At 39.6% G+C, this 14,612-nt stretch carries 15 protein-coding genes and 1 riboswitch; of the genes, 10 read left to right on the top strand and 5 right to left on the bottom strand.

Going from position 1 to position 14,612, the window contains the following annotated elements; translation table 11 throughout:
- Positions 1–9: 9 nt before the first annotated feature.
- Positions 10–1,569 (bottom strand): acyl-CoA carboxylase subunit beta, encoded by a 1,560-nt coding sequence (locus OCK74_RS24620; RefSeq protein ID WP_279299767.1) that lies wholly within the window; start codon positions 1,567–1,569, stop codon positions 10–12.
- Between the two features lie 554 nt (positions 1,570–2,123).
- Between OCK74_RS24620 and meaB the strand changes: the two genes are divergently transcribed.
- Entirely contained in the window at positions 2,124–3,140 is a 1,017-nt protein-coding gene (meaB, locus tag OCK74_RS24615) for a methylmalonyl Co-A mutase-associated GTPase MeaB (protein ID WP_279299766.1), read from the top strand.
- 398 nt (positions 3,141–3,538) lie between these two features.
- Here meaB and bamJ read toward each other — a convergent pair whose 3' ends face one another.
- Positions 3,539–3,973, bottom strand: coding sequence for a BamJ family beta-barrel-assembly machinery protein (gene bamJ, locus OCK74_RS24610; RefSeq protein ID WP_279299799.1), 435 nt, complete (start codon positions 3,971–3,973; stop codon positions 3,539–3,541).
- A 286-nt stretch (positions 3,974–4,259) separates the two neighbouring features.
- Here bamJ and OCK74_RS24605 point away from each other — a divergent pair, with 286 nt between their 5' ends.
- The 6 genes from OCK74_RS24605 to OCK74_RS24585 all read left to right on the top strand — a co-directional run bounded on the left by OCK74_RS24605 (position 4,260) and on the right by OCK74_RS24585 (position 6,049).
- A complete protein-coding gene (locus OCK74_RS24605; RefSeq protein ID WP_279299765.1) occupies positions 4,260–4,544 on the top strand; it encodes a hypothetical protein in 285 nt (94 codons plus the stop codon).
- Positions 4,475–4,708, top strand: coding sequence for an ATP-binding protein (locus OCK74_RS28050; protein WP_423803181.1), 234 nt, complete (start codon positions 4,475–4,477; stop codon positions 4,706–4,708). Before OCK74_RS24605 ends, OCK74_RS28050 begins: the two co-directional genes overlap by 70 nt.
- A gap of 90 nt (positions 4,709–4,798) precedes the next feature.
- Complete coding sequence (locus OCK74_RS24600) at positions 4,799–4,969, top strand: response regulator (protein ID WP_279299764.1); 171 nt, start codon at positions 4,799–4,801, stop codon at positions 4,967–4,969.
- 7 nt (positions 4,970–4,976) lie between these two features.
- Positions 4,977–5,267 carry a helix-turn-helix transcriptional regulator gene (locus OCK74_RS24595; protein ID WP_279299763.1) on the top strand — a complete coding sequence of 97 codons (291 nt, stop codon included), beginning with the start codon at positions 4,977–4,979 and terminating at the stop codon, positions 5,265–5,267.
- A gap of 32 nt (positions 5,268–5,299) precedes the next feature.
- Positions 5,300–5,527, top strand: coding sequence for a hypothetical protein (locus tag OCK74_RS24590; RefSeq protein WP_279299762.1), 228 nt, complete (start codon positions 5,300–5,302; stop codon positions 5,525–5,527).
- A 132-nt stretch (positions 5,528–5,659) separates the two neighbouring features.
- On the top strand, positions 5,660–6,049 hold the full coding sequence (locus tag OCK74_RS24585) for a hypothetical protein (protein ID WP_279299761.1): 390 nt from the start codon (positions 5,660–5,662) through the stop codon (positions 6,047–6,049).
- Between the two features lie 41 nt (positions 6,050–6,090).
- On the opposite strand, the gene OCK74_RS24580 is transcribed toward OCK74_RS24585, so the two are convergent.
- Entirely contained in the window at positions 6,091–6,963 is an 873-nt protein-coding gene (locus OCK74_RS24580; RefSeq protein WP_279299760.1) for an aldo/keto reductase, read from the bottom strand.
- Positions 6,964–7,161: 198 nt separating this feature from the next.
- Between OCK74_RS24580 and OCK74_RS24575 the strand changes: the two genes are divergently transcribed.
- Positions 7,162–7,605: a response regulator gene (locus tag OCK74_RS24575; protein WP_279299759.1), complete on the top strand. Its 444-nt coding sequence runs from the start codon at positions 7,162–7,164 to the stop codon at positions 7,603–7,605.
- A riboswitch (Fluoride riboswitch) is annotated at positions 7,578–7,651 on the top strand. (Overlaps the previous gene by 28 nt.)
- Positions 7,652–7,687: 36 nt before the next feature.
- Positions 7,688–9,034, top strand: coding sequence for a voltage-gated chloride channel family protein (locus tag OCK74_RS24570; protein WP_279299758.1), 1,347 nt, complete (start codon positions 7,688–7,690; stop codon positions 9,032–9,034).
- A gap of 14 nt (positions 9,035–9,048) precedes the next feature.
- On the opposite strand, the gene OCK74_RS24565 is transcribed toward OCK74_RS24570, so the two are convergent.
- Entirely contained in the window at positions 9,049–10,143 is a 1,095-nt protein-coding gene (locus tag OCK74_RS24565; protein WP_279299757.1) for an AI-2E family transporter, read from the bottom strand.
- A gap of 16 nt (positions 10,144–10,159) precedes the next feature.
- Complete coding sequence (locus tag OCK74_RS24560) at positions 10,160–12,508, bottom strand: transglycosylase domain-containing protein (RefSeq protein ID WP_279299756.1); 2,349 nt, start codon at positions 12,506–12,508, stop codon at positions 10,160–10,162.
- 320 nt (positions 12,509–12,828) lie between these two features.
- On the opposite strand from OCK74_RS24560, the gene OCK74_RS24555 reads away from it, so the two are divergent.
- Positions 12,829–14,610, top strand: coding sequence for a PAS domain-containing sensor histidine kinase (locus tag OCK74_RS24555; protein ID WP_279299755.1), 1,782 nt, complete (start codon positions 12,829–12,831; stop codon positions 14,608–14,610).
- Positions 14,611–14,612 lie beyond the last annotated feature (2 nt).

Below are 14,612 nucleotides of genomic sequence, written 5' to 3'. Positions count from 1 at the left end.
GTATTGATTTTACAGAGGAATATTTCCGTGCTTTTTAGGTGGGTTTGAATCTTTTTTCGTAGCTAATGCCTGGAAGGCTCTAATCACTCTAAAGCGTGTTGTACGGGGGATGATAATGTCATCAATGAAACCGTAAGACGCAGCGTCATATGGGTTGGCAAATTTGTTAATGTAATCTTCTTCATAATTGCGCAAAAGTTCTTCCCTGACTGCCGGATCCACTATATCATTCAATTTTTTATTGTACAGGACTTCAATGGCACCTTTAGCGCCCATTACTGCAATTTCTGCTGTAGGCCAAGCATAATTGATATCGCCTCTTAAATGCTTGGAGCTCATAACATCATATGCTCCACCATATGCTTTGCGTAATATGATGGTTACTTTAGGCACCGTGGCCTCACCATAGGCATACAATAGTTTAGCACCATGGATTATAATGCCTCCGTATTCCTGAGTAGTTCCAGGCATAAAACCTGGTACATCAACCAGGGTAAGGATAGGAATATTGAATGCATCACAGAATCTTACAAACCGGGCAGCTTTGCGTGAAGCATTGATGTCCAGGACACCTGCCAGGTAGTTTGGCTGGTTGGCAACAATACCAACAGATCTTCCGTCAAAGCGGGCAAACCCGGTTACAATATTTGGAGCATAATGACGAGCGACCTCCAAGAACTCGTTGTTATCTGTTATGGCATGAATGACATCCTTGACATTATATGGCTTAGTTGGACTGTCTGGAATTATGTTGTTTAAAATATCATCGAGCCTGTCGATTGGGTCGGTACATGGGATATATGGAGGATCTTCCAGATTATTTTGAGGTAAGTAGCTCAGCAATTTTCGTAGTAACAGAATGCCTTCTTCTTCGTTTTCAGCTTCAAAGTGCGATACCCCGGATTTACTGCTATGTACCATTGCTCCCCCTAATTGATCATCAGTAACAACCTCACCTGTTACAGTTTGTACAACTTTTGGACCAGTTACAAACATGTAGCTGCAGGTTTTTGACATGATGATAAAATCTGTCAGTGCAGGGCTATATACAGCTCCGCCAGCGCAGGGTCCGAAGATGGCTGAGAGTTGGGGGATAACACCTGAAGCCATAATATTTCTTTGAAAGATCTCTGCATATCCCGCTAAGCTTTGAACACCTTCCTGGATACGTGCGCCGCCTGAATCATTAATGCCAATAACAGGAGCACCCATCTTCATAGCATGATCCATTACTTTACAAATTTTCTTTGCAAACATTTCGCTTAATGAGCCTCCAAAAACTGTAAAGTCTTGAGCGTAAACGTAAACCAGTCTGCCATCAATGGTACCATAACCTGTAATCACACCATCGCTCAGGTATTTTTCATTATCCATTCCGAAGTCCTTGCAGCGGTGTGAAACAAACATGTCAAATTCTTCAAAGCTGCCTTCATCCAAAAGTAAATCGATACGTTCCCGTGCTGTAAGTTTTCCTTTTTTGTGTTGGGCGTCGATACGCTTCTGACCACCACCTAATTTAGCTTCTTCTCTTTTGTCAAGCAATTGTTTGATTTTATGTTCTTCTACCATAAAAATGAGAATTAGTGATATTATTTTAATTAAACGGTAAAGACTTCATTGGCGAATAAGATGGTTCGTAAAGGGTACACAAATGAGGCAAGCACTACACAAATCGTGCATTAAACGGATTAATGTAATGCGCTGCATAGTTTATGAAACATCAGTGGTAGGCTCCAATGGCAACTGAATACGGTGCAGATGATTGTTTCAGTTTATCATTTCTGCAGCTTTGATTCTAGAGAGGCAGTCGGGAGAGGTGCTTTCCTGTGCTGCTATCTTTTCCTTTATTGGTAAGAATAGCGTAGTTTGTTTTCATTGATAATATTAAATGTATCGGTATCGCACTTCAATTTCAAACTTCTTCAGAAACATTTCCTGATCCTTTACAGTCATCCCGATTTCCTCAACATTATCCAACACCTATTATTTATAAATTTGGTGTTGTTAACAATTTTCGATCTAAATTGGGTTTGTTCCTTCCAATTGCGGCAATAAACTTAGAAGTTGTTTGTGGATCAAACTGCTGATATAAATCAGGTAATACAAAAATCTTTATCATTTATATGGGATTTACATTCAAGAAGCAGAGACATACTGTAGATGAATACGTCCAAGGAATACTGAATAAAGATCGGGTCATGCTTAGCAAGGCTATTACATTAGTTGAAAGCCAGCTACATTCAGATAATGATTTGGCAGGAGCTGTTATAGAGCGGATATTACCTTATTCAGGTAAGTCACTACGAATTGGCATTACTGGTGTGCCTGGTGCAGGGAAGAGTACGTTTATAGAAGCTTTTGGGAAATATCTTAGTTCACAAAACAAGCGCATTGCTGTTTTAACGATTGATCCCTCCAGTCAGAAAACCGGAGGTAGTATTTTAGGGGATAAGACCAGGATGGAAGAGTTGGCTAATGATCCCAATGCTTTTGTAAGACCTTCAGCTTCCGGAGCTACTTTGGGAGGTGTTCATTCCAAAACCAGAGAGACGATGCTCTTGTGCGAGGCAAGCGGTTATGATATCATCATCATCGAGACAGTGGGTGTTGGTCAGAGTGAGACCAGTGTGAAAGGCATTGTTGATTTTTTCCTGTTACTGATGCTGGCAGGGGCGGGAGATGAATTACAAGGCATCAAAAGGGGAATCATGGAAATGGCAGATGCTATTGTCGTTAATAAAGCTGATGGCGATAATATTAAAAGAAGCAAGCTAGCGCAAAAAGAATTGCAGCATGCTTTACATATGTTCCCTCCTAATGAAAGTGGATGGTATCCAAGTGTGTTGACCTGTTCAGCTATTAATCATACTGGCATCAAAGAGATATGGGAACTGATATGCGAGTTTGAAGGGATGATGAAAGTAAAGGGATTCTTTAAAAGTAACCGGCAGGAGCAAAACCTGCAATGGATGCATGATACCATCAACTATCACCTGCGCAATGATTTTTATAGCAACCAAGAGGTGAAAAGTTCCCTTTCATTTCTTGAACAACAGGTTGAGACTGAAAAAATACCTGCAATTGTGGCTGCGAAGAAATTACTTAGTATGTTTTTCAATAAAAGACAGCTAGGGGAATGAATGAATCTGGATTTGAAGGAATTAAGGATTAGAAGAAATTGGAGTTAGGAATTGATGGAGGAATATTATGGGGAGAGTAAGGCAGCTATGTCTTAGATACGCCTTAGGTACGGGGTAGATACGGAGTAGTATAGGAGTGGTCGAGGAGGATGTATGTAGCATGTACGGCTAATGTTTACTATAACTCTACTATAAGTTTACTATAACTTTACTGTAAGTTTTCTATAAGATTACTATTAGGTATATTGTTGGAATGATGAATGGAGGGAGAAAAGGTGATAGAAGGTAGAGGGTAGATGAGAGATGATAGAGGGGAGGATTAGGGATTGAATTGGGGTTAGAGAATAAAATAGGCTGGCTCAAATTTGTGGGCCAGCCTATTTTGGTGAAGATATATTTTAGCTGATACCTATTAGCTCAACTTCGAATATTAATGTACTGTTTGGTCCGATTTGAGCGCTCACCTGCCTGTCGCCATAACCTAAATGGGGTGGAATAAAGAATCTCCATTTACTGCCTGTAGGCATCAATTGCAATCCTTCTGTCCAGCCTTTTATGACCTGGTTTAAAGGGAAAGTGGCAGGTTGGCCACGTTTTACAGAACTATCAAAAACAGTCCCATCAATTAATGTTCCATGATAATGGCAGGTCACTTTATTGGAGGCGAGCGGCTTAGGGCCAGTTCCTTCCGTGATGATTTCATATTGTAGACCGCTTGGTAAAGCCACAATACCCGGTTTATTCTTATTAGCCTCTAAAAATTCTTCACCGGCTTTTAAATTTTCAGCCGCTTTTTCCTGCTTCATTTTGAATAATTTATCCGCAATACCCATAGAAATTTTTTTCAAAAGTAATTCAATCATTCCTTATAGACTTATTAGATATATTTATAAAACTTGCCTTAAATTGTTGTGTTTTTCAAAATGCTGTTGTAATGGGGAAATTTTTCCTATGACTTTTTTGTTGATCATGACGGTGATGCCTGGATCTGGATAGCAGCCAATCCTAAAGGTGTTTTTCTTTTTCAGTCCATAACAAACACCATTAAACGATTTAATGAGCAAGGGCCTGGATATAAATTGAGCAACAATTTTATTACAGGCGCAGTTCAGGATAAAAATGGAATTATCTGGATTAGTACTGATCATGGTGGTATTTAGAAAAATGGAAGTCCAGGAATTCAAACTGCATCCTGTGGCAGGGGACATCATCAAGTTTACTAAAGATATTTCTTATTCTTTTTCAGATATCTCAGAGAAAAAGAATATCAACTTCTCTTTTGAATCAAATGTAGATGCTCTTGAAATTAATTTTGATAAGGACAAGTTGGAAAGATATTATTCAATCTCCTTTCCAATGCTTATAAGTATACTCATGATCATGGAGCTATCAATGTTCGGCTAGAGTATCTTTCTGGTCAAGATATCGAGGGCAGGCTTGCCATATATGTAAGCGATACAGGTATTGGAATTGCAAAAGATCAGCAGGATCGCATTTTTGAGCGTTTCTTTCAAAGCGATGTACCTGAAAGTATGGAAAACCAGAGAATTTCTGAATCAGTAAATTAATCAACTATTGTTGAAAGCATCAAGCCACCTGATTTTTTCGATGAAACAGAGCCTGAAGGCAGTAACAGAAAGAGCAAGACCATTTTGCTTGTGGAAGATAACGAAGATTTCCGTTTTTACCTTAAGGATAATTTGAAAGCATATTATCATGTTGAGGATGCCAGTAATTGGAAAGAAGGGTGGGAGAAGGTAAAAAAAATGCATCCGGAATTGGTGGTCAGTGATATTATGATGCCTGTGATGAATGGAATTGAGTCGTAATATGCATATGAGTCGTGTCGCTCTTTATAAAAAGCTATTGGCTCTGACAGGTAGGGCGCCTTTAGAATTTATCCGTAGTATTCGATTGAAAAGGGCTGCCCAACTACTGGCAAAAAGTGGCCTGACGATCACTGAAATCGCTTACGAAGTAGGATTTAATAATCCTAAAATTTTTTCCAGGTATTTTAAAGAGGAATTTAAAGTTCTACCTTCACAATATCAATCAGAAAAAGAGGTCCGAGACAATGCGACCCGTGATGCCCCAGAACGGAATTTTTATGAAGAAGAAACGGCATAGATCTTTATTATTTAACTATTAAATTCTTCATTATGAAAAAAAGTGATTCTGATCCAAGTAAAAAGAATACCCGTGAACAGAAGCGAGATGCATCAAGTGTAAGGATTCCCCGCGATGACAGAAAATTGGCGAGTGCTGCTCATGAACAGGCAGAAAAGGATATGCTGGAGGATGCAGATTTTACAGCTAGCAGCCCCAATGATGATTTAGATGAAGGGGAAACTGCAAGGTTAGGTGAAGATAAGACAGACATTATTTAAGAAAAATAGGTCTTGTATTTCAGTAACCAGCTTCAGATTTGAGTTGGTTGTTTTTTGAGGCATATATTATTCACCTTAATTAACTCAAATTAACAGGAGGCCAGTGTAATTTTCCTCTCAAATAATTGTTTTATGAAAAAGACATATGCCATTCTTTTAGTTTGTGCGATTTTTATCATCTCTAGTGCCCAAGCGCAACAGTGGCAAGGAGGAGGAGGCGATACTGCAGCAATGAGGCAACGAATGATTGAACGTATCAAACCTCAACTGATTGAGAAAGCTAAGTTAACTGAAGCAGAAGCTGATAAAGTGATTGAAATCAACTTTGCATCCCGTAGCTCCATGCGCGAGTTAAGAAATTCAAATTTGAGTGAGGATGAAAGAAGAAAAAAGCTTGATGAAATACAAGCAGCCAATAATAAGAAATATAAAGATATCCCTCTGACTGACGAAAAGGTTAAGGCTGTTAATGATTTTTATGCAGAACAGAGGAGAAACTTTCAGCAACGAGGCAATAATTAATTAAATTAATTACTTTATAGTTTGAATAAGCGGCGGGTCTTTTAAGACCCGCTTTTTACTTCAGCCTTGATGAAGCTTTCAGATAAGGTTGTTTTCGTATTCAATTCTTCCGTGCTTAGACTTAGATGTAATGCCTTAGCATTGTCCACAACTTGCTGCTCGTTCCTTGCACCCGCTAATACACAGGCAACTCCCGGTCTATACATTGTCCATTTTAAAATTACCTGGGCAAGCGTTGCATTATGAGCTTCGGCAATTGGTTTGATTTCTTCTAATAATTGATTTGCACGTTTAATATTTTCTTCTGTATAAAACCTATTGCCTTCCCTGGTGTCTCCTTCATTTAAGTGATGCCCAGGTTTGATTTTCCCAGTAAGTAATCCTCTTTGCAAGGGACTATAAACGATAATACCGAATACTTTTTCCAAGGCTTGTGGTACGATGCTTTTTTCTATATCTCTGAAAATATGAGAGTAGGGAACCTGGTTTGAAGCCAGTTGAATTGTGCTCAGGGCTTCATTAACCTGAGCCGTATTATAGTTGCAAACACCCGCAGCGCGCACTTTACCTTGTTCAATCAGTTTTTGCACAGCTTCAAAAGTTTCACTAATGGGAGTCGTTGAATCTGGCCAATGAATCTGGTATAGGTCAATATAATCAGTGCGCAATCGACGTAAACTTTCCTCACACTCTTTTATTACTCTTTCTTTTGATGACCATTTATAAATTTTGAGTGGTTTGCCGTTATTATCCACAGAGTCAAAGTAAAATTCTCCATCGGCTGATTCCCAGTTCAAACCAAATTTGGTTAAGATCTGGTATCGGTTCCTGGTAGTGTTTTTCATTGCTTTGGCCACCAGTTCTTCGCTATAACCAAAGCCATAAACAGGGGGATATGAAAGACATTCTTTCACTGAACTTAAAGTTTGCAAATAATTCCGCAAACGAATTACACAGTGCTTATATTAGCAATAGACGATTTTTTTATGACTTACATCAATGGTGATGATGAGCATTCTCTTTAACGGACAATTTTGTACTGTTTATTATTGCATCTAATAAATGTGTGTTAAAAACACGGCCCACTATTTTAAATCCTTAATCAGAAGCCAATGATATCGCCAATTAGTAGTTCCAAATCAATTCTTTTAATTGATGACGATGAGGATGATTGTTTCCTGTTTAGCAGGGCCATAATGGATGTAAGTCCTGACTTCGAAGTTAAATGCACGTACTCCACAGAAGACCTCCTTACATTACTGGAAAGAACAAAGCCTGCCATCATTTTTATAGATCTTCATTTACTTAAACACAATGGTTTTGAGTGTCTAAGATTGATCAGGAGTTACCCAGATTTTAAAGATATTCCCGTTGTTTTCTGGAGCGGCTCTTGTGATGTCAATGATCGTATATCCGCTTATCGTGAAGGTGCTCAATATTACTTTGAAAAGCCTTATTTAATTCGTGATCTTGTTGCAGAACTTAAAAAGATACTTTCTAATTTTCATCAAACCCTTACATTTGTGTCACTTTCACAGGAAATGGTGTCTTCCTGACCCAACCGCCCCGGAAGTTTCCGGGACTGATGGCGCCTACAAATAGTAACATTCATTGTTGTATATTAATTCTATTTGTAGGATGAAGCAATTCCGCAATTCTTTTGAACAAATAAAAATTGCCCAGCATTTACTTTACTGGACTGTTTTGATTGTTCCTGTTTCCATTGTCATAGGTTCATTGGTATCCTTATTTCTTTGGCTGTTGGATATGGCAAGTGAAGCCAGATGGAATCATCTCTGGCTCATTTACTTTCTACCATTGGCTGGTCTTTTCATTACATACCTATATAAAACATGGGGAAAGAATTCAGATATAGGCAATAACCTTATCCTGGATGAAATTCATAAACCAGGTGGCGGTATTCCTGCCCGTATGACGCCCCTTGTTTTAATTTCAACACTGGTTACGCATTTATTCGGAGGTTCTGCAGGCAGGGAAGGTACGGCAGTGCAAATGGGGGGAAGTATATCGGCGCTTTTTTCCAGGTGGTATCAATTAAAGCACAATGACAAACGCATTCTACTGATGTGCGGCATGGCAGCTGGTTTTGGTGCTGTATTCGGAACGCCCATAGCAGGAGCTATTTTTGCACTGGAAGTCTTGTCTGCGGGCAGGATTAAATATGATGCACTACTTCCTTGCTTTATAGCCAGTTTACTGGCTGATTTTACTTGTGCTGCATATGGAATTCAGCACACCCGGTATATCATTGCTTTTTCTGGTGTCATAGAACCGACAAAACATTGGATATCTTTTTTAACTTTTGATTATTTACTTCTATTTAAAGTTGTTGTTGGAGGAATCGCATTTGGACTTGCAGGTTTTCTTTTTTCAGAAACGTCACATTTCATCAAAGATTCTTCAGGTAAATACATCCAAAACAAATGGCTCATACCAGTTGCAGGAGGTATCGTAATTCTTGCTATTAGTCATTTATTAGGAACATTCGATTACCTAGGTTTAGGTGTAACCAATCCCAAGGGTGGAGTCAGTATTGTTTCTGCATTTTCAGAAGGAGGAGCCACTTCATGGAGCTGGTTTTGGAAACTACTGCTTACTGCTATTACATTAGGTACAGGATTCAAAGGAGGTGAAGTGACTCCATTGTTTTTTATTGGGGCTACATTAGGTAACGTGTTGGCAACAGTTGCCGGAGCACCAGTTGATCTGTTTGCCGGTTTAGGCTTTATTGCTGTTTTTGCAGGCGCTACCAATACTCCAATTGCCTGTACTTTGATGGGGGTTGAGCTCTTTGGATCTCATAATATTATGTACTATGCTGTAGCTTGCTTTACTGCTTATTACTTTAGCGGGCATTCGGGAATATATGGATCTCAGCGGATTGCCGTTTCAAAATTTCATCATTCTTTGGATCAGGAAGATACAATTGGAGATAGGAAAAGAAGGGGCAGAATTGAGGAATGAGCAAGATGAGTTTATCAGCGATCAGTGGAATGATAAACTATATTATCGATACGTTCTTCCAGATGATTATCTGCTTCCATCTTTTTCAAATAAAATTCTTCGTAATATGCTTTAATGATGGCTGTTATGGGCACAGTTAGAAAAGCGCCCCAAAGTCCAAATGCGCTTCCCAGGATCAGTAACATAATCAGCGTTGACACCGGATGCAAGTTCATTGTTCTGGAACGGATCCTGGGCAAAATAATATTCCCCATTAGCTCACTTAATGCTATAAAGAATATCCCGACCCAAAGGGCTTTCAACGGATGGACAGAAAATGCTACCAGTACGGGTGGAATTGACATTATATAAAATCCAATATTTGGAATTAATTGTGAAAACAATGTAACGGCACCCCATACCCAAGCTCCCGGTACGTGGAGTAAGGATAAGAAAATGGTAGTACAAACAGCCTGAATGCTACCTCCAATCAGGTTCGATCTAACCCAGCCTTGTAGCATAGTAGAGGTGTGTAGCAGTGCATTCTGTGCTTTTTCTCTTCGTTCAATAGGCCAAAAGGAATAGTAAGTTTTGAGCAGGGGCCTGGGATTCATTACTGAAAAAATAATGATCCATGTAAATATGATCATTAAAAAGAGAAAACTTAATAAGGAGAGGGAATAACTGCTGATACTTCTTATGGTTTGTGGCATGGAGGGCAGCCAAATAGATAGATCATTCGTATTTTCTTTTATTTTCCTGCTTATTTCAGGATAATCTTCAAACCAGGATGCGATATTAGTACTTAAATTATTAATATAGGCAGGTAGGTCAAGTATAAGTTGTTCTAACTGGTAATAAATTTTAGGTAAGGTTAATAAGCTCAGAAAAACAATGACTAAAAAAATAATTCCAAATACAGTTATGCTAGCCCAAACCCTTTTCATTCCTCTTTGCTCAAGGTAACTTACGGGTGCATTGATGATCAGTGCCAACACAAAGGCCAGAATCAGAATCAGGACCATGCTGGCAGCTTTGAACAGGATCCAAAGAAGAACTGTAATTGCTGCTACCAGAACAACAATTCTTACCAGTAACTTAAATAGACTATTGTGTTGGATAGATTCCACATCTTAAATTTCTTTATTATTCTTCTTTTTTGCCAAATATTTTATTCAATATTCCCTTTTTTTCCTTTTGCTCTGCTGGTTGCCTGGATTCACCAATTTTAGGATCGCGATTCCGGTTCTCTTTATTATTAGGAGGCATTACAGCTTTGGGGTTGTTCAGATCTTCAGGATTTTCATCTTCGGTTCTCATCATACCAGCGTCCATTAATTCCTTCATTACCAGACTGTCTGTATTGATCAACAGTTCGGGTGGTTTGTTGAATATAGCATCTCTTTTAACACCTGATTTTGCATCGGCATATACTTTTTTAAAGAATGCCTCCCAAATTGGACGGGCGGCCTGTGATCCCATACCCAAGCCACTTTCAATGCGAATGAAACGGTCATCACAGCCAATCCATGTACCCGCCAGTAACTGGGGGGCATAACCCATAAACCATGCATCAGCGTTGTCGTTAGTTGTTCCAGTTTTGCCGCCCATTTCTGCTGCACCAAGGCGCTCCATCAATCCTTTCGCGGTACCAACAGTTACTGTGCCCTGCATCATCTGGTACATACGATAAGCCGACACTTCACTGATCACTTCTTTGCGATTTTTGCCGGGTTCGAAACGTTTCAACACATTTCCATTACGGTCTTCAATGCGACTAATGATATAAGGTTTGGTAGAAATGCCACCGCTAGGGAAAATGGAATAGGCCCACATCATTTCATAGAGGGAAAGATCACAGGACCCTAAAGCAATTGATGGGTGAGGCTCTACTTCCGTAGGAACTCCGATACGCCCAAGGAAGCGGGTAAAATTTTCCGGTTCCACTTGTTTCATGATATAAGCTGTTGCACAGTTCTTGGACCATGCTAAAGCAGAAGCCATGGTGATGGTATCACCACTGCAAGATTGTGTTGTTGCCGGAACCAATCGGCCCCCACCAAAATCCTGTTGTATATCCTCTACAGGGGTTTCCGGTAAAAAACCTTTCTCTTCTACTGCCTGAGCATAGAGTAGGGGCTTTATGGTAGAGCCAACCTGGCGTTTGGTTTTGAGGTTCGCATGGTCAAACTTATAAGTTTTGTAATTGATACCGCCTACCCAGGCTTTTACTGCCCCGGTTTGTGGGTCCATCACCATAAAGGCTGTTTGAAGCATCTGACGGTGGTATTTGATCGAGTCCAAGGGAGAGAGCAAGGTATCCTTTTCACGCTTGTCATTCCATGCAAAGATTTTCATGGACACTTTGCGCTTGAAGGCTTTTTTGATCTCGTCATCACTTAGACCTTCATCTTTTAAATTACGCCAACGATCAGATGCCTTCATTTGTGCGTCCAACACTTCTGCATGGCCTTTCCAAACGCTCCCTGTACGTATATTCCTTTGCCGGTTCAGGGCTTTTTGCAAAAGTGGCATCTGTTGCGCTACTGCTTCTTCTGCATAGGATTGCATGTTGGGGTCGATCGTAGTATAGATCCGCAATCCATCCTCATATAAGCTATATGGTGTGCCATCAGGTTTTTCGAGTCCCTCTAATGCATCTTTCAATTCTTCTTTGAGCACTTCCCTCAGATAAGGCGCCACACCATTATTTTCATCCAGTTTTTTATAATTAATAATAAGGGGCAGGGCTCTCAATTGACTGGCAGTTGAGGAAGAGAGCATTCCATTCTTTTCCATTTGTCCTAAAACTACATTTCTGCGGTCGCGCGCTGCATTTGGATGTAGACGAGGATTGTAAATTGAATTGCCCTTCAACATCCCGATCAGCACTGCAGCTTCTTCTGGTTTTAACTGGCTGGGTTCTTTCTGATAGAAGGTGCGGGCAGCTATACGGATGCCGTATACATTATCACCAAAGGGAACAGTATTTAAATAAAGTGTTAAGATCTCCTGCTTGGTGAATTGCTTTTCCAACCGGGTAGCAATGATGTATTCCTTGATCTTTTGGATAAACCTTGAACCCAAATTGGAAGCTCGCCTGTCAGTGGATAAGTTGAGGGCTAGTTGCTGGGAAAGCGTACTGCCGCCTCCTGCGCGCCCCAACAGGAAAACTGCACGCAGGGTTGACCGAGTGTCTATACCTGTATGCTTATAAAAGCGTTCATCTTCAGTGGCAATAAGGGCATCAATTACGTAATGAGATATATCCTTAAAGTTGGAATTACTACGATTGCCGCCAACCCGGTAGTATTTTCCCATTAGCGTGCTATCGGCAGCCAGGACTTCTGAAGCCTGGAGGAGGTTCGGATTTTTTAATTGTTTAAGAGAAGGTAAAGGACCGAAAACTCCTTGCATCACCAGGAAAACGACAAGAGCCAATATGCTCAGGCCACTTAAAAGTAGTATGATCAGGAGCGTTAAGATTCTTTTCATAGGTTTTTTTATGAATGGCTTGTTGGTAAATGGTGCAAAATAGTTAAGGAATTTAGTAACGGCGTCAAATCTATTGAATTGTGTACAAAGTCCAAAAAGCTGAGGAACTCATGGATTAGCCTTAACAGAATGTTACGTATTTCATTATTAAACAGCATCAGCCTTCTTCCGATATTTTGCATTACAGCTTGAGTGAATGGTTTTTATATGATAGCTTTTTTTTATTTATTTAAAGAGTATTTTCCTGAATTCACCGAAAATCAGCGTGTTACCCATATCACTTTTTCTAATTTTAACCAACATCCATAGAAAATCAGCAAATGAGAACTGTGTCGCCATCACTTAAAGCTCCACATTCATCTATACCATTACAGCACCTGGTCGATTCTTTGTCAACAATTGTTTTCACGCTTGACAGAGAAGGGCGTTTCACATTTATTAATAAAACAGTCAATAATGTGTTGGGTTATGCTCCGGCGGAACTGACCGGAACTGCATGTATTGACCTTGTTATCAAAGAGGATAGAGAGAAAACGTACATTTTTTTTGAGCAGCTGATTGCGGGTCACCAAATCATTCATTTTGAAAATGTTTTCCATTGTAAGGACGGTAGCCCTGTTCCAATATCATGGGCTGCCCGTTGGGATGCTCAGGATGGCCTCTTATATTGTACTATCCGTGATATAACTGAGCGGCGGCAACTTATGGAGTTACATAAAAAGTATCAATTTGAATTAGAAAAGCAGAACAATGAAATGTCGGATATTTTGAAAAGAATTACCGACGGTTTTCTTGTTCTTGATACTAATTGGCGTATCGTTTATGCTAACCGGCAGGCTTTACTCATGATAAACTGCACTTATGAGCAGGTTTACCTACAAAATATATGGGAACTTTTTCCAAATGCTTTGGGGACTGTATTTGAGTGGCAATACAAAAAAGCGTTAGCAGAACAGATGCCAGTAAACTTTGAAACATTTTATCCGGAGCCTCTCAATATATGGGTTGAAGTCAATGCTTATCCGTCAACTACTGGCTTGTCTGTTTATTTTCGTGACATTACAGACAAGAAAAAAAACGAAGAAACAATTCAAATGCTTTCCCTGGTTGTTAAGGAAACTAACAATGCAGTTTCGTTAATTGAACTGGATGGTACCACTTCCTGGATCAATAATGCTTATACAAAGATCACAGGTTACACGGCAGATGAGGTGATTGGCTTTAAAAATAGTGATTTTTTAAAGGGAGAAGAATCTGATGACATTGCATTGATGCAAATGGATCAACTTTTTAGAGAAGGAGCTCCCTTCCAGGTTGAAATGCTTAGCAATACAAAGAGCAATGCAAAAGTTTGGTTGGAAATTTCTGGTGAGCCCATTTTTGACCACCAGGGAAGTATTGAGCGTTACTTCTTCATATTTCGTGATATTTCGGAGCGAAAAATATTGGAACAGAAACTGGAAAGACAAAGAAAGCAAACTACAGCTGCTGTACTTGCTGCCCAGGAAAATGAGCGGGCATATCTTGGTCAGGAATTACATGATAATATAAACCAGATTCTTACTACCGTAAAGCTTTATTCAGAGCTCATCCACGACGGCATCGGTAATGCAAAGGAACTTTCGGGTAAGTCGATCCAACTTTTACAGGATTCTATCAATGAAATCAGGGGAATATCCAAAAGGCTTTCTTCACCAACTCAGCAAAATATAAGATTTAAAGATAAGATACAGGAATTAATTGACTCTGTTACAGCTACCAATAAGATACATTTTTCATTAGACATCGCAAAAGTCGATGCATTTGTAGTTAATAAAGAACTCCAGTTGGCGGTGTACCGCATTCTCCAGGAGCACCTTACGAATATACTGAAACATGCAAAAGCGAAAAGTGTTCAGGTCGTGTTTGATCGTATTGATTGTGATTTGGTATTGAAAGTAACTGATAATGGGTCTGGTTTTGATATCAATAAGAGACGAAAAGGCATAGGTATTACGAACATGATTACACGAGCCGAAAGTTTAAATGGTAAACTGAACATCAATAGTGCCCCCGGCCTGGGATGTGTATTAATAGCAAGATTTCCAATCACAACTCATTAGTT

The organism is Paraflavisolibacter caeni, assembly GCF_025628885.1.
GTDB classification, from domain to species: Bacteria; Bacteroidota; Bacteroidia; order Chitinophagales; family Chitinophagaceae; genus Flavisolibacter; species Flavisolibacter caeni.
The sequence above is the reverse complement of the archived record's forward strand: the minus strand, read 5'-3'. Positions and strand labels throughout refer to the sequence as shown.

What these genes read in the sequence shown, in the direction of transcription:
- OCK74_RS24585 (WP_279299761.1), top strand. Translation starts at nt 5,660, where the DNA reads ATGAAAAAGACATATGCCATTCTTTTAGTTTGTGCGATTTTTATCATC.
- OCK74_RS24555 (WP_279299755.1), top strand. Translation starts at nt 12,829, where the DNA reads ATGAGAACTGTGTCGCCATCACTTAAAGCTCCACATTCATCTATACCA.
- bamJ (WP_279299799.1), bottom strand. Translation starts at nt 3,973, where the DNA reads ATGGGTATTGCGGATAAATTATTCAAAATGAAGCAGGAAAAAGCGGCT.
- OCK74_RS24590 (WP_279299762.1), top strand. Translation starts at nt 5,300, where the DNA reads ATGAAAAAAAGTGATTCTGATCCAAGTAAAAAGAATACCCGTGAACAG.
- OCK74_RS24560 (WP_279299756.1), bottom strand. Translation starts at nt 12,508, where the DNA reads ATGAAAAGAATCTTAACGCTCCTGATCATACTACTTTTAAGTGGCCTG.
- OCK74_RS24575 (WP_279299759.1), top strand. Translation starts at nt 7,162, where the DNA reads ATGATATCGCCAATTAGTAGTTCCAAATCAATTCTTTTAATTGATGAC.
- OCK74_RS24570 (WP_279299758.1), top strand. Translation starts at nt 7,688, where the DNA reads ATGAAGCAATTCCGCAATTCTTTTGAACAAATAAAAATTGCCCAGCAT.
- OCK74_RS24595 (WP_279299763.1), top strand. Translation starts at nt 4,977, where the DNA reads ATGAGTCGTGTCGCTCTTTATAAAAAGCTATTGGCTCTGACAGGTAGG.
- OCK74_RS24605 (WP_279299765.1), top strand. Translation starts at nt 4,260, where the DNA reads ATGGAATTATCTGGATTAGTACTGATCATGGTGGTATTTAGAAAAATG.
- meaB (WP_279299766.1), top strand. Translation starts at nt 2,124, where the DNA reads ATGGGATTTACATTCAAGAAGCAGAGACATACTGTAGATGAATACGTC.
- OCK74_RS24620 (WP_279299767.1), bottom strand. Translation starts at nt 1,569, where the DNA reads ATGGTAGAAGAACATAAAATCAAACAATTGCTTGACAAAAGAGAAGAA.